The sequence below is a fragment of the Rhodococcus sp. 077-4 genome, assembly GCF_047782425.1.
GTDB lineage: Bacteria > Actinomycetota > Actinomycetes > Mycobacteriales > Mycobacteriaceae > Rhodococcoides.
Genome location: NZ_JAJPWC010000002.1, coordinates 127077 through 147448 on the forward strand (window position 1 = coordinate 127077; position 20372 = coordinate 147448).

The following is a 20372-nucleotide window of genomic DNA, read 5'->3' on the forward strand; positions in this document are numbered from 1 at the left end:
CGAGCGGGACCATTGCAGACAGTGACTGTCTGATTTAGTGTTGTCGGGTCTGACGGCCCGAAGAATTGAGGATCGACGTGTCCGAAGAGGTACTCACCGAAGTCCGGGGTCACACCCTCGTTGTCACTATCAATCGGCCGAAGGCAGCCAACAGCATCAACGCCGATGTGCATCGCGGTTTGGGCGCGGCGTGGGAGCGTGCGCAGGAGGACGACGACATTCGAGTCGTGGTGTTGACGGGCGCGGGTGACAAGACGTTCTGTGCCGGAGCGGATTTGAAAGCCCTCGGAACGGCCGGACCCGCCGGGGTGACTCCACCGGAGACGGCGCACTGGGGCTTCGCCGGAATCGTCAAACACCACATATCGAAGCCGGTGATTTCTGCGGTGAACGGCAGCGCCCTGGGCGGTGGGACGGAGCTTGCGCTGGCCGGCGATCTCGTTGTTGCTGCGGACACTTCGAGCTTCGGCCTGCCCGAGGTGAAACGGGGTCTCATCGCCGGAGCGGGCGGTGTCTTCAGATTGTCCACGGCCCTGCCGCGTGCCGTCGCGCTGGAACTCCTGCTGACGGGGACCGCCATGAGCGCTCAGGACGCTCTTCGGTGGGGCTTGGTCAATCGAGTCGTTCCGCAGGCCGATGTGCTGAGCACTGCTCTTGCCCTCGCAGACGTCATCTCCGCCAACGCACCGCTCGCGGTTCAGGCGAGCAAGCGCGTCGCTCGCGGGATCAGTGACGGCGCGATCGAAACAGAAGACCGCAGCTGGGAGCTCAGCGAACAGGCCCTGGAGTCACTGAGCCGGTCGGCGGACACCGTGGAGGGAATCATGGCCTTCATGCAGAAGCGGGATCCGATCTGGAGCGGCAGGTAAGGTAGTCGATCCCAGGGAATCGGTTGTGTTCTTCACGGGCCCTGCAGATCCGGCTCATCGCCTCTGATCGGCGTCGTTTCGATTGTCGCGACATCCCGCAGAAGTTCCGATGCGGCCACTCCGTGAAGTTCGTTGTTCGTGACGAATGCGTGCACGATTTTCTGTTCGTGCCATAGCGCAGGGCTCGCGACGTTGAAGCCTGGGAAGACCATGATCACTGCAACGGTGTCGTCGTCGATCCGCTTGTTGATGGAGATCTGTGCCCCTTTGTCCTGCGGTTCCTCTCGCTCCCATCCGAGTCGTTCGAGGTTCAACAGTTGCGCAGTGGTGGTCTTGGTGTTGTCGAGAATCCCCATGTGGGATGCCACATCTCCACGATGGACCGCCCTGTGAAGTTGCTCGAACGGCTGTGCTCGTTTGGCGGCGTCGAATTCCTCTGTCCACATGGTTGTTTCGTTGCCCATCTCGAAGGGATGCACGATCACCACGTTCTCGGTATCACCAATTGCCAAAAGAGAACCATCGATGTTCACGGGTATCCGGGAGTCCGAGAATGCAAAGAGTGTGCCGGCCTCGGTTGCCCACACGAGACGACCCACGATCTGCCATGCCACCGGATGTCCGACCAGGTGGATTCGCAGTTGCTCGTAGGCCCACTTGCGGCCTCCGACCATCGCGCGCTCGAACCTTTGCAGCAACTCACCTCGCGCTGCCTCGAGGTCTCGCCTCAGCGTCGAGTATTGCTTGAACGCTTCGGCCGCTTTCTTCGAGTCGTCGGGTGTAGGTCGCGGGAGTCGTGCCCGCGTCTTACCCGTGCCCTCGGTGATGACAATGCGCAACGTGTGGTCGAGAGAAAGCGTGAAAGATCTAGTACCGTAATCGAATACAGTTGCCCCGTCCGCGTCCAGGCCCAGATCCGGGATCAGTCGGTCTGCCAGTTCGGCTGGGGACAGACCCAACTCGTCGGCAATACGCCGAATTCGTGCATCGGCTTTGGCTCGCAGGGCGGGAAAGCGCAACCCTTGCGCAATCGACCAGATGTGGCCGAGGGCCGAGTCGGTCCCGATAGCGGCGAGCACGTCGAGTCCGGCGGCAGCCCGCCGGTGTGCGGACTGAAGTGGCCATGCCCGGATGTAGGGAGCCAACCGTTGTGCGGTCTCGTCGTTTCCGACGATTCCCAGTGCATCCAGACACCACCGTTGCGCGTCGGGGAAGCCGGCTTTCGACCATCGCTCGAACAGCGCCCACGCAAGTGACGCCATGTCGAGCGGAGCGATCCACGTCCGAACTATGGCGATTCCTGCGTACACCTCATCCAACCTCGACAGCGCGAACATCGTGCAGACGGTCCGCACGGCCTCGGATGTCAGTCGTACGTTGTCTTCGGTCAGTACAAGGGATGGCAAGAGTGCTGGGTCCAGCCATTCCGGCAGAGTCGGAATGCGGTTGGGAAGATCGAACAACGGATCAGAATCGACCAGATCGGTGACGGCGGACGATGCGGCAGGTCCGAATGGCGCAGACGCAGCGACCAGCGCGTCACGGTGCCCGCGTTTGGCAAGTGTGCGCAACGCCTTTCGCGCCGTGACACGCTCGGCACTCGGGTCGGCAAGTGCGGCAACAACGATTACTGTTGCTGCACTGTCGATGTGGCGATCGAACCATTGCAGGGCAACTGGCCGCATGGCCTTCGTGTCGAGCCAGTCGGCCATCGCTTCGGTGACGCGAGTGCCCGTTACCGGTGCCAGTACCGAGGCATTGAACGCCGGTCTGGCGAGGACCACTCTGAACACGAATTCCACGGCGGCTGTGTCGAACCGAAACAACAGCCGTCTGAGATCGGCGTCGGCACGGAAGATCCAGCGTGGCACGGCCGCGTCGACCAACAGTGGTGCGATGAGGCTCGCTGGGCCTCGAGATATCTCGTACAGGTTGTAGGCGTTGGACCCCTCTGCAACGGGTCGGGCGATCTCCGGCCACGTTCGAAGGCCGAGGTACATCTCGTATTGGGGCTCTTTGTCTGCGAACTGCTCGCGTTCACCTGGGAGCCAAGCCAGGGCGATGGGATCGTCCGGCGCGGGGAGGTGATGAACCGACACGTCGGGTTGTCTGCGGTCGCCCAACCAGGGCGGCTCGGTGAGCAGAGCCGGCAGTGTCTCTGTCGACGCGGCTCTGCGATCGACTGGCACTGAGTCCTCGGCTAATTCGGGGTGCAGCCGCTCGATGTCCGCCAGGAGCGCCGCCGCTCTCGGGCCTGCGGTAGCGGTGAGTAGTCGATGGGCGCGTTGGGGGGCGTTCTCGATCGCGGTGAGTGTCGCCGGCTCGACGTATTTACGACCGAGGCGTACGCCGAGTTCCATGAACCCTTCGTCGGTGTCGAACTCGGCGAGAATGGCCGCGCAGCGCTTCTTGTTCTGGGCGGATAGGTTGCCGTCGAACAGCTCGCCGATCAACGGTTCCGTTCCCGGCCCCAGATTGGCGCAGAGAGCGTGCACGAGGTTCATCCGCATTCCCAGCGCCCATATCGCGGTGTCTCGTGTGCCGATCATTGACAGAATTCGCTCGACGTCGCCATGCGATGCGACACAAGCCAGCAACGGCATCACGTCCTGCTCGTGATACTGGCCGAGATGTGCAGCTGCCTCCATATCCGCGGCAACCCAAGTGCTTTCGGTTGGAAACAGGAAGGACGTCAGCAGGTCACGTGAGTAGCTGGCACCCCGAAGCGGTGCGAGCGCATCGATGACACCTCGGTAGTCGTCGGTGGGTAGGGCCGCGACCGCCGTCCGCACCCGAGAATGCGCGTCGCGGATTCCGAAATTCAACATGTCCATATCGAGGCGCTCGGTTGCCCACAACGTGCTCACGTCGCCACGAGCACCACGCTCGTACCTCGATTGTGTCTGCATGCCGGCCGCTTCGACCACCATCTCGGCGGCGAAACCTGCTCCGTGCGAGGCGATAACCTCATCGACGAAGGGCGCATGCTGCTTGTAGGTGACGTAATCGATCGTCACCGTCAGTGCGAAGGCGAGTGCCCGTGGCGTCGGCAAGGCACCCACTGCTCTTGCGCGCAGAAAGGCCGAACCCGCTGCCGCCACGGCAGGATCGGTATCGGGGTGGTCGACTACCTCGCGGATGCGGTGGGCATCGCCGACGAGAGCCTCGATGACAGACGTCTTCGGTGGGCGAAATTTTCTCGTGGCAACAGGCGTTCTGCCGTGCATCGCTTCGCCGCGTCGCCACCACGACACCGGCACCGTCCACGCGTCTCGACCGGCAGTCACACCCACACGATAATGCCTCGTGTTCCGGGTCGGTGCGGTACCGGGCCGGCGCCCGCATGAAAGCTCCGAGCCACTGTTGTGGGCCAGTGAGAGACCGGTCACTCGCCTCTCAGAGCCTCGTCGATTGTTGCTCCGACGGTGCCCGCACCGACCGACGTCATGATCGTCCCGGCGTGATCGAGTCCCATCATCGGGGTGATGGACGTCAGGTCGAGCGCTTCGATGTCCTCGGTCGAGTACATCGGCGCAGAGTTCGCGCCAACGCTCCACTGCGCGTGCAGGAATCGAATCGGCATCGTCAGTTCCCGAAACCGCGAGGCGCCGAAGAACACGTCGGTGGCGTCGGCGACGACCGCAGCGGACGACAGTCGAATCGATCCGTCCGCCAGATCGTGTTCGGCGTACGTCCGTAGCAGCGGGTCTGTGCGGTCGAGCAGCGGCAACGACGTCGACACCAAGAAGTCGATGTAATCGCCGATCTCGTTCCACTGCTGCTGGGTTCGAGCGATCTTGTCCGCGAAAACGGCGGCCACATTGTCCCGTGTGAGACCGACGGGCGGTGCCACCGGAACGCCCCCGTCGACGAGGACGAGACTCTTCACCCGGGATGGATACCGGGCCGCGAATTCGACCGCCACGAATCCGCCCATGGACATTCCGCAGACATGCACGGCGTCGAGCCCCAAAGCGTCCATGACGGCGTCCAGGTCGTCTGCGTGCTGGGCCAGTGACGACGTTCCCGTGACGTCCACGCTGTCACCTCTGCCGCGGAGATCCGGTGCGACGAGTGTCAGGTGTGGGGACTGTGCGTGCAACCAGCTCCACAGCATGCGCTGGCTGGAGACCCCATGCACCACGAGGACGGGCTCGCTGGTCCCGGTGAGTGTTTCGACGACGACGTCTCCGCCGGATACCGGTACTCGATCGATGGTCATGTCTGCAGACAGTATGGGAAGCCCGTCGCAGGCGGCATGGATATTCTTCACGCTGTGCGAGCGAAGATATGGACGGATAGTCCATATCGGAGGCACTGGAACGAGAGGTTCTCCCGCACTAGCGGCGCAGATCTTTTCGCATGATCACCCGTGGGATACCACCCGACACCGACGTGGTCTCGGCCGCGAACCCGAAGCCCGCCGACTCGAACAGTCCTCGGGTGCCGACGTAGGCCATCGTCAAATCTACTTTCGCACCCTTGTTGTCCACCGGATATCCCTCGATCGCCGGGGCACCGTGATCGGCCGCGAACCGAACGGCACCGTCCAACAACACGTGCGCAATCCCGCGCCTGCGGTGGCCGGCCTTGACGCGGAAACACCAGGCCGTCCACACCGGCAGATCGTCGACGTGCGAAATCTTGTTGGACCGCGCGAACGGCAACTCCGATCGTGGCGCGACTGCAGCCCAGCCGACCACCTCGTCCCCGTCATAGGCCAGCACGCCCGGTGCGACTGTTCGGCGGGTCAGCTTCTCCACGTATTCGGCGCGCTGAGGGCCGACGAGCGCCTTGTTGGTCGCGGAATCGACACGGTGGCTCAGACACCAACAGACCGAGGACTTCGGGTTCTTCGGGCCGAGAATCGTCCGCAGATCTGCGAACGACGTGGCAGGCCGTACCGAGAAGCTCACCCGCCGACCATACCTAGCATCGGTGCCGTACTCCTGGTCCAGCAGGCGGTGAGTTTCGAGGCGGTACGGTCGAGGGCGTGAAAACTTCGATCGTCGGCACCGGTGCGATGTGAGCATCTCCTCGAGCGACCGTGCCTTCCTGGCCCGCGCTGTGGATCTCGCGGCAGAGGCGGCACGCACGGGCAACGATCCCTTCGGCTCTCTGCTGGTGTCGGACAACGGCGAACTGTTGGCCGAGGACCGGAACAGAGTCGGCGATCGAAACGACCCGACCCAGCATCCCGAGATCGCTCTGTCTCGATGGGCTGCGACCAACCTGAACGCAGGTGAGCGTCGGTCGGCGACGGTTTACACCTCCGGTGAGCATTGCGTGATGTGCTCTGCGAGTCACGGAATAGTCGGACTCGGCCGCATCGTCTACGCCACGTCGACGGCTCAATTGCTCACGTGGCTCGAAGAATTCGGTGCTGCACCACTCGCGATCAGGCCGTCGCCCATCGAGGAGATCGTGCCGGGGATCGTCGTGGACGGGCCTGTCGCCGAGTTCAGCGACGTTATTCGTGAATTGCACAGGCAACGCCACGTGTCTGCCGAATAACGCACTCGAAAACGAAGGGGGAGAGACAGTGCCGGACGGCATCGAGAACAGGCATCGGACGGTAGCGCTCGGGGTGGCAGGTGCCGTGAGCGTCGGACTCGCTTGGCTCGAGTTTCTGCTCATCCGTCAGCAGCTCGCGGTTGGCTTGTGGGTCATTGCTGTGGCTGTCGTGGCAATAGTCCTGGCGCGCTTGTCTCTTGCCGCGAAGCTCGCCGTCCTGGGAACGGTGCTCGGTGCCGTCACCGTTGTCACTCAGGTGGCATGGCTGGTAACGGACATCCACGCTCTGTGGGTCACGAGTTTGACCGCCTCGACTACTCTCGGCTTCTTTCTGCTCGCGTCGGCGTGGGCAGGCCGGTCGGGGGCCTTCCGTCGTAGGACGGCTATCGCCATCCCGGTCGGCGTCGTTGCAGTGGTCGCGATGGTGGCCTCCGCCGTGGTGATCACGACCGCTGCCGATCCGGCACCTCTGGTTCGATCGCTGCAAGCAGTGGGGGAGAGCAACTCCTTCGAGCCCGACACTCGGACTGCGACGACAGTGGTCGACGGGGCCGGTTTCACGAACGACGTCGAATACGGCTCGACGCTTCCCAATTCGTTTCTCGACATCTACATCGCCGACAACGACCCATCGGTCACCCGTCCCACGTATGTCATGGTCCACGGTGGTGGCTGGATAGTCGGGGACAAGGCGGACGGTGCCCCCAGTGCAGATACGGACAGTTCATCGTGGGCCGACCCCATGCTCGACGCCGGCTACAACCTGGTGTCGGTGAACTACGCGTTCGCGCCGAGCTACCGATTCCCCACGCAGACAATCCAACTGGGCCAGGCCATGGAGTTCTTGGAAACGAATGCCGGCAAGTACGGGCTCGACATGACGCGCGTCGTGCTCGCCGGCACCAGCGCGGGTGGCCATATCGTGGGTAACTACGCCACTGTGCAGACCAACCCCGACTACGCCCGAGCGCTGGGCATCGAACCCACCCTGGACCGAAATGCAGTGAAGGCGATCGTGTTCGACAGTGCTGCCCTCGATATCGGTCGAGCGGGCGCACCGCAGTCACCGAGCCCGTCGAACGGCTTCTTTTTCGACATAGCCGCCCGCAGCTACCTCGACGACACCGACACCGCGTTGCTGGCGCAGGCGAACGTTATCGACAACGTCACAGCCGACTTCCCGCCGAGTTTCATCTCCGACGGCAACACCGGGACGTTCCCCGACCAGGCAGCCGAACTGAGCGCCGAGCTGGACCGAGTGGGCGTCGCCAATCGTCTGAACCTCTACAGCAAGAACGAAGTGACACTCGACCACGGATTCATGTCGGTTGGTTCGCGGTGGACCGACGACTACAGCCGTCTCAAGATCGAGTTCCTCAGCGGCGTCGTCTGATCCACTGACCGCGGTCGGCCACTCTCGCGTCAGTGGTCGTGCGACGGGCCGAGTAGATGTTCGCGGAGAAATCGAGTCGACAGTGCCGACCAGCGTTCTGCGTTGCCCATCGCACAGTGGTCGTCGTCGGCGTACAGCACCAGTTGAGCGTTTGGTGCGTCGACGGCGAGTTCGAGCGAGTCGCGGGTGCTGGCCAGAGTGTCTTGTGCTCCATTGATCACCAGCAGCGGAATCTCGATATCGCGATAGCGATGCCGCAGCGACAATTTCGAGGTCTTGTGCGCCAAATCCGCAATCCCGGTCGCGCCGAGCGTCTTGATCAATGTCGACACCATCACCTCGGGCATACCGATCGAGTTGAGCGCACCGAAACTGCGGTGAGTGAGCGGACCGTTCGCCACTGCCGCTCTCAATCGAGAATCCGAAGCGGCCATGCGCGTGGACCAGTAGCCGCCGAAACTGAAGCCCATCATGCCTATCCGGTCGGCGTCGATGCGCTCATCGGCAGCGAGAAAGTCGATCACCGCCGAGTAGACGTCCTCCGACGCAGCTGTCATGGGGTCTTCGTACGAGTAGGTTCCGGGCATCTCCATGACGAAAGTGCCCAGGCCTGCGTCCCTCTGGGCCAAGAGAGGTAGCAGCGTTTCGGCAACGGTGCCCTCCAGTCCGTTCGTGACCAGAACCGTCGGAATGAGCGTTGATTCCCGCGGCAACGCGAGAATGCCGTGCACTCGGTCGGAGGTACCGGGCAGATCGATATCGACCACCTCGACGACGTACCCCATTGTCGGCGCGAGGGCCAGCAGCAACGACTCCGACAATCGAGTAGACCTGCGATAGGCGCGCAAACGCTGCGGCGTCCAACCCGGCCAGGCGGCCACGAAGTCGTAGACCAACGCCTTGATCACACCGTCGATTGCGACCGCAGCATCGGAGGCCTCGGGGTGCTCGGCGATGAAACGTGCCGTCGAGAGTGGATGGGCAACCGTTCCCCGATCGGCAAGGATCGATGCCGCTGGGGCAAGTGCGGCCCCCAGTTCGGCCAATGTTGAGTCGTCTCTCGCATCTATCAGCCGAGCGCTCGTGGGTGCGCCCAGTCGTGTCAGGGCGGCATCTGCACGTTCGAGGTGCTCATCGGCGAACTTCGTCCAGTAGGGAGCCCACAGGTCGTCCTCGAAGGAGCGGCATCGAGACAACTGGCCGCGGAACTCGTCATCGGGAATGCCGCCGAGGTGGGTGAAACGGTCCACAAACAGACGGGGTAGAAACGGCGCGACACCACGGCTGTGTGCGACCTGTTCGGTGGTGTGCGTCAGTGCCCGCACACTGACCGCAGCGCGCCGTCCCCATTCGATCATCGTCGCCATCGTGTGACCCCCGTCCCTTGGCGCAGAAAAGTCTGCTTTAACGCACTGTAGGATGCTCGTCCACTAAAAGCAAGAATCTCTGCTTTAGCCTGGCAGCGTGAACGAGACAGCTGGGGATGCCGGACGACGTCGTCGGCCGGGTGGACGCGCCGCCAAAGTGACGGAGGCCGTTCACCGGGCTGTGTTCGACGTCGTTCTCGAGGTCGGTGTCGAGAAGGTCGGCATTCCTGACATCAGTCGCCGGTCCGGAGTGCGTGACAGCACGATCTACCGACGATGGGGCACGCGAGAGAATTTGGTTCTCGACGTTCTGCTCACCGGTAGTGGACGCACGCTGCCGGTACCCGACACGGGAACCCTCCGCGGTGATCTGACCGCCTTCGCATCCGCGCTCGACGACTACTTGCAATCCGGTATCGGGCAGGGTCTGCTTCGGGCTCTCGCGTCGATCGCCGACTCGCCCGAGATCGCCGAGGCGCGCGACGTGTTCTGGCGACAGCGGTTCGAGGCCGTCGAAGTGATGTTCTCGCGCGCATCGGCCCGTGCCGAGGTAGCTGCCGAAGTCGATGCCCGCACCGCCATCGAACTGTTGATCGGCCCGATCCATTTTCGTCATCTTCTCACTCGGCAACCATGCGACGCCGGATTCATCGACAACCTGGTGACCACCGTGATCGATTACTGCGGTCCGACTTCGAGAGAGGGAAAACACGCGTAACCGGCTCTAGCCCAACACTGTTCCGGTCGACTCTGCGTTGAATTCCCTGCGACGGGAGAAGGATCCGAGATCGATCTTCACGCCGGTGTGCGGTCCCGTGTAGACAACAGGATCGACGTCGTGATCGTGACCTGCTTCGACCTTTTCGATCAGGGTCGCCAGTATGCGGCCGACGACAGGAGCGTTCTTGAACTGGTTTCCGCTGGTGCCCATTGCGACGTAGAAGCCCGGCCGATCGGTTCTGTCGTAGATCGGGGTCCAGTCCGAGGCTGCATCGTAGACCCCGGCAATTCCCCTGGGCTGGAACGGTACCGGAAGGTGCGGAAGTCGCCGGGCGGCTCTGAGGACCTGTGCCTGAAAACGATCGGCGGTGCGGTTCGGGTTGGCGCGGTCGGGGTCGTCGATCCACTCCAGCGGGTCGCATTCCGGCTCGGTGCCTCCGATCAAGAACCCCCCGCCTTGGTCCGGTCGCATGTAGGTTCCGAGATCGAGATCGGCGATCATCGGCCCGAGCCGAGCCTGCTGGTTGTATCCGCCAGGGGCCGCTACGTGATGCACCTCTTGTCGTAGGGGGCGGACGGTGACAGTGAAATCGGCACCGACGCCTGCCATTTCATTGAGGGTGCCCGACCATGGACCTGCCGCGTTGACGACGATCGGGGCTTCCACGGTGTCGCCGTTGTCCAACTGAACCATCCAGTGTCCAGAGGCCTGTTGTTCGATGTGAGTCACTCTCGTACGGAACGAATGGACGGCTCCTTTCGCAGCCGCGGCAGCACCGAGGTTGGCAGCGGCGAGCTGCGGATCGTCGACGAACCCGGCCTCGGGCGTGAACACCGCACCGAGCGAGGCATCCGCGTCGGCGTAGAAAGAATCGCTGTCGACAGGTTTCGGTGGGTAGTATTTGCCGACATCGATTCCCGGGATTCGATCGGCCAGCGTGGTCGAGTCCCACAGCTCGTACTTCACACCGATCTCGTCGAACAGGCGAACCGTACGTTCACGCGGTGCAAGGTCCACATCGAGAAACACCATGCCGCACTCCGTGAATCGGGCCACATCGGTCGAGCCGACGTTGCCCAGATGCTCGGGCCACTTCTTCCAGCACTGGGCGGCCTCCCATGCTGTGGCCATACCGTCGAAGGTCGAGTAGTTGAACCGGATTATCGCGCTCGAGGCACTGGTGGATCCGAATCCCGAACCACCCTCCTTGTCGATCACGAGGACGCGGTAGCCCTGCGCCGCGAGTTCGTAGGCAACGGAATTCCCGATCACCCCGGCTCCCACAACTATCACGTCGGTCGATCGTGGCACTGTTCCTCCAGATGATTCCGTCGCGCTGTCGATGAGAACGTGATCCCGTTGCACAACAACAGTTTCACCCAGTCCGGCGCGCAACGCTATCGACATCTGTGAACAGTTCGGCCGTCGCCGATGCATCTTGTGTAGCGCATATTAGATGTCATGGAACCGCCCGGCCCCACGACTCCCTGGCTGTAGCCAGCGACTTCAGCTTCAGTCCCAGATGCAGGGTGAGGCGATCGTCGCCGTTGTCGAGACTGCAGCCGGTGATCTGTTCGATACGTTTGAGTCGTTGATAGAGGGTCGCACGATGGATGCACAGCAGGTCCGCTGTCCTTCGGATATCGCAGGCGTTGTCGAAGAATGCGTCGAGCGTCGTCACGAACACCTGTTGCCGGTCCGCTGCGTGTAGGGCGGCAATCGGCGAAGTGTCTGCGGCAGTGGCTATGTCGCTGCTCGACATGCGCAGAAGCGTGTCGTAAGGACCGAGATGCCCCCATTGCGCCACGCCGCCGAAAGACGGGACCAGCAGCGCGGCGCGAATTGCGATGAGAGACTGTCGATAGGCTCGGTACACCTGGCCGAGTTCGTTCACGCTATCGCTGACGCCGAGTACGAATCGGCTGTGGTTTCCGGTCAGTTGGCGAAATCGGGTAGTCGCTCGCTCTGTGAGGTGTTTCAGTTGGTGTTGTGTCGTCGAGTCCGTCGTCGCAAGTAGCAGCCACACGCGCGATCGGTCCACGACCATCGAGCCGGTGCCGTTCGGAAGTGCCTGCAGCCCTTCCTGCATCGCCACCTCTACGGCTACGTCATCCGACGTTTCCTCCGAATCCGCACTCTGTCGCTGAGCTGCGACGATTCGATAGTGCGTGGCTTGATCAGCGATCAATTGTTCTACCAGTGCATCCTCGACGGCCTTCTGTCTGACATCGTCGGCCGAGTCGACGAGGTTGCGGAGGATCGCTTCACGACGATCGTTCGATCGCTCGCGAATCAGTAGGCGTTCGTACAGAACTATTCCCGCTCGCAAAGCGGTGTTCTCCGCCTTGTCGATATCGGACGTGGTCAGAGGATTTTCGTCGGTGTCGATGAGCCAGAGAAAGCCCAGGAGAAGGCTCTTGCACCGGATCGGTACACAGAGCCGCTGCTGGCTTCCGGGCACATCGGGGTGAGCCAGGCCAGGTTTGATCCATGTGCCGATGCCGGAAGCGAGCAGAGGGCGCGAAACCTCGTCAGGAACCGCCCGATTCAGAATGGACGTGATTCTCAGGGAGTCTTCGTCGCCGAAGTGTCGACTCGCTGCGAGGAGTCGGATCGATGGATCGTCGATGGCCACAGAGCGGTGGAGCTGCCCGGCCAAGTCGTCGACGAGTGGCTGCAGATCGTCGATGGGCATGGCCACCCTCCTCACAACTGCCGAACCGGCTCTATCGAATGTTAGAGCAGCTGCCCCACTCGATCACCGAACGTGACATTCCTTCAAGTAGCTCAGGAACGATGCCTGTACGCCGGTCACGTGCGTCTCGTCGAGCATCGAGGTCGACACGACGTCGGCTCGGCCTTCGGCACGCAAATTCTCCAGCGCCCTCAGTACATTTCGTGCTATTCCTCGATACACGGGGACGTCACCCCAGAGCTCGACCTCGTTCAGGGTGACGTGGAGGCGAGGGGTGCCCGTGTCGCCTTCGGTGCGTTCGGGCAGAGCCCGGATCATGTCGAACAGTTGGCTCTCTGCGCTGCTGATCCCCGGAGTGCCGGCACCGACCGTTGCGAACGGGGTCCCGCCACGAAGCCACGCATACAGAGCGAAGAGGCCACCGTACGAATACCCGAACAGACCGTGACCCGACTCGCTGACGCGTAGGCGAGACTGCAACAGAGGGTGCAGCTCCTGAATGAGAAATTCGAGAAACGCGTCCGCATTGCAGTCCGAGATTTCCTCGATGTAGGCATCGATGTCCTTCTGGCTCATCGTCCCCGTTTCGCGGGCCGATTCCAATGCCGCCACCACGTCGTCGCCGATCGGTTCCCCGGTCGGTACGAGGTCGCGGTTGCGGAGCCGCGACCAGTCCGACGCCTCGTCGCCGGCATAGCCGACGGTCACCTGAATGTAGGGCGCGACATTCAGAAACGGATCCCTTTGAACGACGATGAGCGGTGCCGTGAAACCCACGGTCCAATTTCCGTCCAGTACGTAGATCAGGGGCACGGCATCGCCGGACTCTGTGTATCCGGGAGGTGTCGTGATCCAAATTCCGTAGCGGTGCCCGGACCGGGACGTCATTTCGAGGTATTCGGTATCGGTCAGGCAGCCATGCAATATCGTGCTCAACGAATGTCCTTTGCTGTTGCGCCGCTCTTGACCACCAGAACGGCCATGTCGGGATTTGCGAAGACACCGGGATCTTCGAGGGGGTCTTCTTGCCACACGGTGAGGTCTGCTCGCATTCCGACGTGGACCGTTCCCACGGTGTCGCCCACGCCGAGGATGTTCGCATTGACACTCGTCGCGGACACCAACGCGTGCATCGGCGATTCCAGCTCCGATCGCAGGCGTAACTCTTCGCCTCTGCGTTGCTGATTCGGTCCGATGAGATCGGAGCCGAGGCCGATCCTCAGACCGTTCGAGCGAGCGATCTCGAGAGCGGCCGCCATCCGTTCTCGAACTCCTGTCACTCGCTCCACGGTCGTGGGATCCACATCCGCCACACCATCGTCCAACAGCTGTTCGATCACGGCGAAGGTGGGCACGACGGCAACGTCGTGCTCGCGCATCGATGCCGCAGTCTGTTCGTCGATGTCGGTGCCGTGTTCGATGCACCGCACTCCGGCCCGTATCGCATTACGAATGCCCTCTTTGCCGTGCGCATGCACCGTGACGTACGTGCCCCGCGCTGCGGCTTCCTCGACGGCTACTGCAATTTCGTCGACGGTGAACTGGGTGTCTGCCAGGCGATCGTGCCCTCCGACGACGCCGCCGGTCACGCACAATTTCAGGAAGGTGGCACCCCGGCGAAACGTTTCACGAACGTTCTTTCGAAGTTCGTCGGCGTTCCCGGACATCAGCGACAACGCGCACAGGCCCGGAATATGGTGCTCTGTCCACATTGCCGTGGGTTCCCACTCGGCACCGTAGTATCCGTGCCCGCCCACTTGGCATTGGACCGGGCCGCACGACAGAACGTGCGGTCCTCGCACCTTGCCCTTGGCGAGGACACCGACGACGCCACCATCGATTCCGCCGGTGTCGCGAACCGTCGTGAAGCCGGCGTCGAGTGCGAAGCCCGCCGATGTGAAGATGTCGGCGGCGATTTCGGCGGCAGACAGTTCGAATCCGAACTGCGCTCTGATGGGGCTGGACAGGCCCAGATGAACGTGGGCATCCATCAGTCCGGGTGTCAGAAGCCTGCCGTCCAGGTCGACGGTCGTCGCGCCCGATGGGGCTTGTCCGATTTTCGTGATGATGCCGTCCGTTACGCAGACATCCACGGCGGATGGATCTCTACCGGAACCGTCCGCGACTCTTCCTCCCGCGTACCACGTCTCCGCCACGTAACCTCCAGGTCTTCGCCTCGACAGACTTACCCGTCGATGCGCGCCAACTGCGGCGCATGTACTGCTGGGCAGCTGAATACATCATGGTGTCTTCGCACCCGAACCTACAGTGGCCGAGCGTTGCGACTTCTGCGATCGACTATCGACAGATGTCGTGTTCGTGGGTCTACGCTTTCGATTCGGGTATTCCGCGCCACAGAACGGGAAGGGCAATCGCTGCGATCGCGGTGGCGTAGAACGCTGGAGACAGGTTGCTACCGGTGGCGTTCACCAGTGCCTCGCACACCAGTGGCGCGGTACCTGCGAAGAGCGCGTAGGCGACGTTGTAGGGCAGCGCAGTACCCGTGAATCGCGCATGGGTCGGCATCATCTCCAGAACTGCGAGAAGTGCGGAAGCAAGCAACGACTGCACAATGACCAGGGCCAGCAACGCAATTGCGATCGCGACGATGTTCCCCGTTCCGATGAGAAGGTAGCTGGGTACCGCGACGAAGATCGACGACACCATTCCGATCCTGACGAGGGGTCGCCTACCGACTCGGTCCACCGTGGCTCCGAAGCCGATGTACAGGGGGACGGCGAGGATCAGAGCGCTCGACGTCAGCAGCAGAGCAGTTGTGCTCGACACAGCTGCTGCGTGTATCAAGAATGTCGGCATGTATCCGATCAGCATATGAGTAGCCACTCCGAGTGAGGCGAAGTAGACGAATGCGGTGATCAATGACCGCCAGTGGTTTCGGAACAGATCGGCCAGAGGGCGGGTCGGAAGTGATTTCTTTTCTTTCATTTCGGTGAAAGCCGGAGTTTCCTCGACTGCGAGCCTGAGGAAGAGGCCCCCGAGCGCGACAATTCCTCCGATGAGGAACGGCCAACGCCACCCTCCGTTCAGGAAGTACTCTGCGCCAACGGAATTGAACGACAGCACCGTGACCGTGGCAAAAATGCTTCCGACGAACGACGAGCCGGCAATTATTCCTGCATAGAGTCCACGACGGTGGTACGGCGCATGTTCGACGACGAAGGTGGCTGCTCCGGTGTACTCACCTCCAGCCGAAAACCCCTGTACCAGTCTGCATACCAGAAGCAGTAGTGGGGCAGCGGCCCCGATCGAAGCGTAGGTCGGCAGCAGGCCTATCGCTGCTGTCGAGCAACCCATGAGAGTGATGGCAAGGGAGAGCGCTCCTCGTCGGCCGAACCGGTCACCGAGCCTACCGAAGAAGACGCCGCCTGCTGGTCTGGCCAAGAATGCGACTCCGTACAGAGCGAACGTGGCCAGGAGTGCGCCGCTGCCGAACTCTGCTGGGAAGAACACTTTCGCCAGAACGGCGGCGCTGAAGCCGTAGATGGTGAAATCGAACCACTCGACGATATTTCCTGTTGCCCCGGCTATGAGTGCTTTTCGACGCGTGAGCGACCGCGCGGTCGACGCTTCTGTCGGGCTCTCGACGGGAACATCGGTTTCACCGGTCATCGTTGTTCCTTCGGTGGTGGGTGGACATTGTTCGACGACAGCCGGACGCCGATGTCTCCTGGTGCCGGGAGAAGGAAAACCGTTGGTCCTCAGGAGAATTCGGAGATCATTTCGACATGACGAAAGCCTATGGCAGCAGACGTCGGCTGCGGCATCGTCAATTGTTCAGAACTGCTGCGTGAAACCTCGGCACTTGTCGCACACGGGTCGGTGCGAAGATGTCGGCGGTCGGCGTCAGCTCGGTCCGAAACGCTCTGTTCGGATGTTCGCCGCCGAGTGACCCCGCCCCACCAGCATGTCGGCCACGGTATCGACGAAACTTGTGGGGCCGCAGATGTAGCATCGCGGCTCGAATTCCGCCGGCCATCCGTGGGCGTCGAGGTCGTCGACCGTGATGCGGCCGAGAGGCCGTGCGCTGCCGGCAGGAGCACGCCGCGTGTGGATCATCGTGACGTCCACGCCGGCCGGAGGGCGAGCCCACTCGTCCGCGAAATAGACCTCCGCGGGTTCGCGGACGGAGTACAGCACCCGGAAGGGCACCCGTCCGCCCGTCGCGGACGCCTGCGCGCGAACCATTGCGCGGAGCGGGACGATGCCGGAACCGCCCCCCACCAACAGGATCGGCGGAGACGGGGTCTCGGAGGGTTGGGACGGCCGCCAGACGAACCACCGGCCCACCGGCCCGCGGAGCTCGATGCGATCGCCGGCCTCCACGGCCTCGACGAGGTAGGGCGATACCTCGCCGTCCGGGACATTCTGTACCGCGATCTCGATGCGCGACGTGCCGTCGGGCGCCGAGGCCAAGGAGTAGCTTCGCTGCGCGCTGTAACCGTCCTCGGCGGTGAGCTTGACGTCCACATGCTGTCCGGCAAGATGGCCGGGCCATCCGTCGACGTCCAGAACCAGCGTCGACGCGGTGGGTGTCTCACGCCGGACGGACTGCACCGTGGCAACGAGCCAGGGTTTCGCCCCAGCCGCCGATGTCACGTCAGTCGCCCTGGTATCGCTGCTCGCGCCACGGATCTCCGTAGTCGTGGTACCCACCGCGCTCCCAGAAGCCCTGCTCGTTCTCCAGGGTGAGCTCGATACGTGAGATCCACTTCGCGGACTTCCAGAAATACAGATGCGGAACGAGAAGCCTTGCGGGACCACCGTGTTCGCGTGCCAGGGGAGCACCGTCGAATTCGGTGACCAGCCATGCCTTCCCATCTCTGAGATCTTCGAGCGGGAGGTTGGTGGTGTAGCCGTCGTAGCCGTGCACCACGACGTACCCGGCATCGGTCTCGAGACCGTCGAGCAGAACGTCCAGGCTCACGCCCTTCCAGGTGGTGTCGAGCTTCGACCACTTGGTGACGCAGTGGATGTCGACCGTCGGAGTCTCGTGCGGAAGTGCCGCGAATTCGTCCCAGGTCCAGCTACGCGTGGCACCGCGTTCGGTGGTGACCGAGAACGACCACGTGTCGGTCGCGACCACGGGCGCGGGCCCGATCGCGAGGACGGGAAAATCCTTGGTCAGATACTGACCGGGGGGAGTGCGCCCGTCGTCGCCGCGTCGGCGACCCACGAAGCCCTTCGAGATCAATGCCATGGTGGCAAATTGTGCGCTCGTGGTCGGGAGTCTGACAAGTCGGACGCGCGTGTTCTCGGGCGGTCTGCGAAGAAATCGACGATTCGACCGCGGAGGGAGAGTGCGAAATCGACCGCTTGCCAGTACAGAATCCCGACGATGATCGACAGTGCGAACGCCAACCAGGGGTGGTCGTCGCGCAGCGGTAGGTAGATCTGGAAATGCGTCAGGTAGATGTAGAGAGACGCGCTGGCCAACACTCCTGCTACCCGGCTCACCATCGCGGGAAATGGGACCGACGACAGCCACACCAACATGCACAGGCCGATGGCGACGATTGCTTCTCGTTGCGCGTCGCCGAAGAAGAACCCGGGCACCGTGGCCACGATTGCCGCCGTCACGCACAACCTGTGCCACACCGTGTTTGCCTGTGCTGCGGCCCAACCCAAGGCGAACAACCAGAACACCACCGACGCGGTCAGGATTCGATTGGGGCTGCCGTCGATCTCGATCAGCCCATAGCGGGTGATGAGTCCCAGGCCCACGAGTCCCATCGGAAACCAGAACGGGTGACCACGCTCGAGACGGTCGAGCAACGGCACGCACAGAGCGGCCGTAGCAGCGAGCACGATGTACACGATTGCCTCGACGAACCAGTACCGCCATTCTGCAGACCATCCGTCCGGGCCGAGGATCCCGTTGAGCAGGAATGCACTGGTGACTCGATAGTCCCCGGTGAGGGCGACGACCGATCCGATCCACACCATGCTGGGGACGCCGATCCGGGCGACGCTTCGGAGCACACGTCGGGTCCGTTCGGTGCGATCGGCCGCGCCGAGGTGAAAACGGGCGAAGTTGTAGCCGGCTATTCCGAGCAATACGTGTGCCCCACCGAGCACCGCGAACAGATGAATGTGCGAGCCGACGATCAGCACGATCGCGAGGGCGCGCAGCAGAACGTTCGTCTCCACTCGGCGCCAGCCGCGGCGCAGGCGCGGGCCCCGATGGAAGTCTCCGACCGGGGTGGTGTGCCAGTTCTCGGGCAGGTGGCCGAGCATGTCCTCCAGCCGCATGGACATGCTGACGTACGAGAGCGAGTCACCGCCCAAACTGACGAACGTACTGTCGTCCTGCACCTGTGAGCAGTGCAGGATCTCGGCGAACAAAGCCTTGACGTCGTCGGCGGACGCCTGCGATGGGTTGGGGTCGTGCCGGCCCGCGATCTCCGCAACCGCTCGCACGTCGGGTTTACCGGTGGACGTACGCGGTAGTTGGTCGACGAGGCACACCCGTACTGCTGCGATGGGAAGACCGCTGTTCTGCGCTGCCGTGCGGCGGACTGCGTCGACGTCGCCGTCCTCCGCGACGACGACGAGCTCGTCGACACCGCCGGTGCAGCAGACCGTCAGCCCGCGCTGGGCGAGGGTCGACTCGACATGCTGCAGGTCGATACGTAGCCCGAACACTTTCGCGAACCGGCTACGACGGCCTACCACCTCGTAGAATCCGTCATCCGTGATCCGCGCGAGGTCGCCGGTGTGCAGTTCGCCCGCGAGGGTGTCACCGAGTCGTAGATCTTCGGGGCTCTCGGCGTAGCCGAGCATGACGTTCGGTCCGGAGTAGACGAGTTCGCCTGTCCCGCTGGGGGAGTCCTGGACCGGTTGCAGGTGAAAGGATCCGCCGGGAATCGGACGTCCGATGGTGTGTGGGTGAGTGGCGGCCAGATCCGGTGGCAGATAGGCCATTCGGGCGGTCGCCTCGGTCTGCCCGTACATGACGAACAAGTCCCATCCCCGACGTCGACCCAGCTCGGCGTACCTCCGGACGCGGTCCGGCGACATCTTGCCCCCGGCCTGCGTGATGTAGCGCAGCTCGGGTAGATCCAACTCGTCGAACCCGACACGGTCGAGCAGATCGAAGGTGTACGGCACGCCTGCGAACGTGGTGCCGCGGTGGGTTCGAACCATGTCCCAGAATGCGGAATCGGTGACTGAGGAGTCGGTCAGAATCAGTGCGGCACCGCGCAGCAGGTGGCTGTGCACGACCGACAACCCGTAGCAGTAGTGCATGGGTAGCGTCGTCACGGCGCGGTCGGTGGCGCGGATGCCGAGGTACTCGGCGATGGATTCGGCATTGGCCTGCACGTTTCGGTGCGAGAGCCGAACGAGTTTGGGTGATCCGGTCGAACCGGATGTGCTGAGAAGCAGCGCGAGGTCGGGGTGCAGCCGATGCCTGTGTCGCCGGCCGAGTTTCTCGATGACAGTGCGGCCGTCGACGTTGCGTACCACGACATCGGGCCGGTACGCGTCGATGAGGCCGTCGAGATGATCGGGATTGTCACCCGGAGCCAGCAGCACCGGATGCCCGGCCCGCAGCGCCGCGAGATAGGTGACCACCACGTCGATGTCGTTGGCACCGGCGATCAGCACCAGAACTCGCTTCGCGCCGAATTCCGATGCCTGACGCTCGACGCGTTCGTCGAGGTCGCGGTAGGTGACAGCCTCGTGAGCCGTGGTCAGCGCAGGCTGATCGCCGAAGCGGCCGAGGTCGCGCGCGAAGCGCACACCACGGCAGTCGACGTCGTTCATCTCGCTGAGCACCGCCGGAGTCTATATA

16 protein-coding genes are annotated in these 20372 nt (G+C 62.9%); 4 read left to right on the forward strand and 12 right to left on the reverse strand.

Going from position 1 to position 20372, the window contains the following annotated elements; translation table 11 throughout:
• Window positions 1-77: 77 nt before the first annotated feature.
• On the forward strand, window positions 78-869 hold the full coding sequence (locus ACNEOT_RS10030) for an enoyl-CoA hydratase-related protein (RefSeq protein ID WP_415973843.1): 792 nt from the start codon (window positions 78-80) through the stop codon (window positions 867-869).
• 32 nt (window positions 870-901) lie between these two features.
• Here ACNEOT_RS10030 and ACNEOT_RS10035 read toward each other — a convergent pair whose 3' ends face one another.
• The 3 genes from ACNEOT_RS10035 to ACNEOT_RS10045 all read right to left on the reverse strand — a co-directional run bounded on the left by ACNEOT_RS10035 (window position 902) and on the right by ACNEOT_RS10045 (window position 5785).
• Window positions 902-4156, reverse strand: a complete 3255-nt coding sequence (locus tag ACNEOT_RS10035) for a DUF4132 domain-containing protein (protein WP_415973844.1) — start codon at window positions 4154-4156, stop codon at window positions 902-904.
• 98 nt (window positions 4157-4254) lie between these two features.
• Window positions 4255-5091 carry an alpha/beta fold hydrolase gene (locus tag ACNEOT_RS10040; protein ID WP_415973845.1) on the reverse strand — a complete coding sequence of 279 codons (837 nt, stop codon included), beginning with the start codon at window positions 5089-5091 and terminating at the stop codon, window positions 4255-4257.
• A 118-nt stretch (window positions 5092-5209) separates the two neighbouring features.
• Window positions 5210-5785, reverse strand: coding sequence for a GNAT family N-acetyltransferase (locus ACNEOT_RS10045; RefSeq protein WP_415973846.1), 576 nt, complete (start codon window positions 5783-5785; stop codon window positions 5210-5212).
• Window positions 5786-5894: 109 nt separating this feature from the next.
• Here ACNEOT_RS10045 and ACNEOT_RS10050 point away from each other — a divergent pair, with 109 nt between their 5' ends.
• Together ACNEOT_RS10050 and ACNEOT_RS10055 are read left to right on the forward strand one after the other, a co-directional pair.
• Window positions 5895-6383: a nucleoside deaminase gene (locus ACNEOT_RS10050; RefSeq protein WP_415973847.1), complete on the forward strand. Its 489-nt coding sequence runs from the start codon at window positions 5895-5897 to the stop codon at window positions 6381-6383.
• A gap of 28 nt (window positions 6384-6411) precedes the next feature.
• The gene (locus ACNEOT_RS10055) at window positions 6412-7776 is read left to right on the forward strand and encodes an alpha/beta hydrolase (RefSeq protein WP_415973848.1); all 1365 of its coding nucleotides are present in this window, start codon (window positions 6412-6414) and stop codon (window positions 7774-7776) included.
• 29 nt (window positions 7777-7805) lie between these two features.
• Here the strand turns inward: ACNEOT_RS10055 and ACNEOT_RS10060 are convergent, their stop codons facing one another.
• A complete protein-coding gene (locus ACNEOT_RS10060; protein ID WP_415973849.1) occupies window positions 7806-9134 on the reverse strand; it encodes an alpha/beta hydrolase family protein in 1329 nt (442 codons plus the stop codon).
• Window positions 9135-9240: 106 nt separating this feature from the next.
• On the opposite strand from ACNEOT_RS10060, the gene ACNEOT_RS10065 reads away from it, so the two are divergent.
• Window positions 9241-9861, forward strand: a complete 621-nt coding sequence (locus tag ACNEOT_RS10065; protein ID WP_415973850.1) for a TetR-like C-terminal domain-containing protein — start codon at window positions 9241-9243, stop codon at window positions 9859-9861.
• A 6-nt stretch (window positions 9862-9867) separates the two neighbouring features.
• Here ACNEOT_RS10065 and ACNEOT_RS10070 read toward each other — a convergent pair whose 3' ends face one another.
• The 8 genes from ACNEOT_RS10070 to ACNEOT_RS10105 form a co-directional block, all read right to left on the reverse strand.
• On the reverse strand, window positions 9868-11175 hold the full coding sequence (locus ACNEOT_RS10070) for an NAD(P)/FAD-dependent oxidoreductase (RefSeq protein ID WP_415973851.1): 1308 nt from the start codon (window positions 11173-11175) through the stop codon (window positions 9868-9870).
• 148 nt (window positions 11176-11323) lie between these two features.
• Window positions 11324-12559, reverse strand: a complete 1236-nt coding sequence (locus ACNEOT_RS10075; RefSeq protein ID WP_415973852.1) for a PucR family transcriptional regulator — start codon at window positions 12557-12559, stop codon at window positions 11324-11326.
• 63 nt (window positions 12560-12622) lie between these two features.
• Window positions 12623-13495, reverse strand: a complete 873-nt coding sequence (locus ACNEOT_RS10080; RefSeq protein WP_415973853.1) for an alpha/beta hydrolase — start codon at window positions 13493-13495, stop codon at window positions 12623-12625.
• Window positions 13492-14715 (reverse strand): amidohydrolase family protein, encoded by a 1224-nt coding sequence (locus tag ACNEOT_RS10085; protein ID WP_415973854.1) that lies wholly within the window; start codon window positions 14713-14715, stop codon window positions 13492-13494. Before ACNEOT_RS10085 ends, ACNEOT_RS10080 begins: the two co-directional genes overlap by 4 nt.
• Before the next feature lie 169 nt (window positions 14716-14884).
• Window positions 14885-16189 carry an MFS transporter gene (locus ACNEOT_RS10090; protein WP_415973855.1) on the reverse strand — a complete coding sequence of 435 codons (1305 nt, stop codon included), beginning with the start codon at window positions 16187-16189 and terminating at the stop codon, window positions 14885-14887.
• A 234-nt stretch (window positions 16190-16423) separates the two neighbouring features.
• Window positions 16424-17176 carry a ferredoxin reductase gene (locus tag ACNEOT_RS10095; RefSeq protein WP_415973856.1) on the reverse strand — a complete coding sequence of 251 codons (753 nt, stop codon included), beginning with the start codon at window positions 17174-17176 and terminating at the stop codon, window positions 16424-16426.
• Between the two features lies 1 nt (window position 17177).
• Window positions 17178-17777, reverse strand: coding sequence for a sulfite oxidase-like oxidoreductase (locus tag ACNEOT_RS10100; RefSeq protein WP_415973857.1), 600 nt, complete (start codon window positions 17775-17777; stop codon window positions 17178-17180).
• The gene (locus ACNEOT_RS10105; protein ID WP_415975090.1) at window positions 17768-20344 is read right to left on the reverse strand and encodes an AMP-binding protein; all 2577 of its coding nucleotides are present in this window, start codon (window positions 20342-20344) and stop codon (window positions 17768-17770) included. Before ACNEOT_RS10105 ends, ACNEOT_RS10100 begins: the two co-directional genes overlap by 10 nt.
• Window positions 20345-20372: the final 28 nt, after the last annotated feature.

Coding starts and splice junctions, on each gene's coding strand:
- ACNEOT_RS10105 (WP_415975090.1), bottom strand. CDS start 20,344: ATGAACGACGTCGACTGCCGTGGTGTGCGCTTCGCGCGCGACCTCGGC.
- ACNEOT_RS10060 (WP_415973849.1), bottom strand. CDS start 9,134: ATGATCGAATGGGGACGGCGCGCTGCGGTCAGTGTGCGGGCACTGACG.
- ACNEOT_RS10090 (WP_415973855.1), bottom strand. CDS start 16,189: ATGACCGGTGAAACCGATGTTCCCGTCGAGAGCCCGACAGAAGCGTCG.
- ACNEOT_RS10075 (WP_415973852.1), bottom strand. CDS start 12,559: ATGCCCATCGACGATCTGCAGCCACTCGTCGACGACTTGGCCGGGCAG.
- ACNEOT_RS10040 (WP_415973845.1), bottom strand. CDS start 5,091: ATGACCATCGATCGAGTACCGGTATCCGGCGGAGACGTCGTCGTCGAA.
- ACNEOT_RS10100 (WP_415973857.1), bottom strand. CDS start 17,777: ATGGCATTGATCTCGAAGGGCTTCGTGGGTCGCCGACGCGGCGACGAC.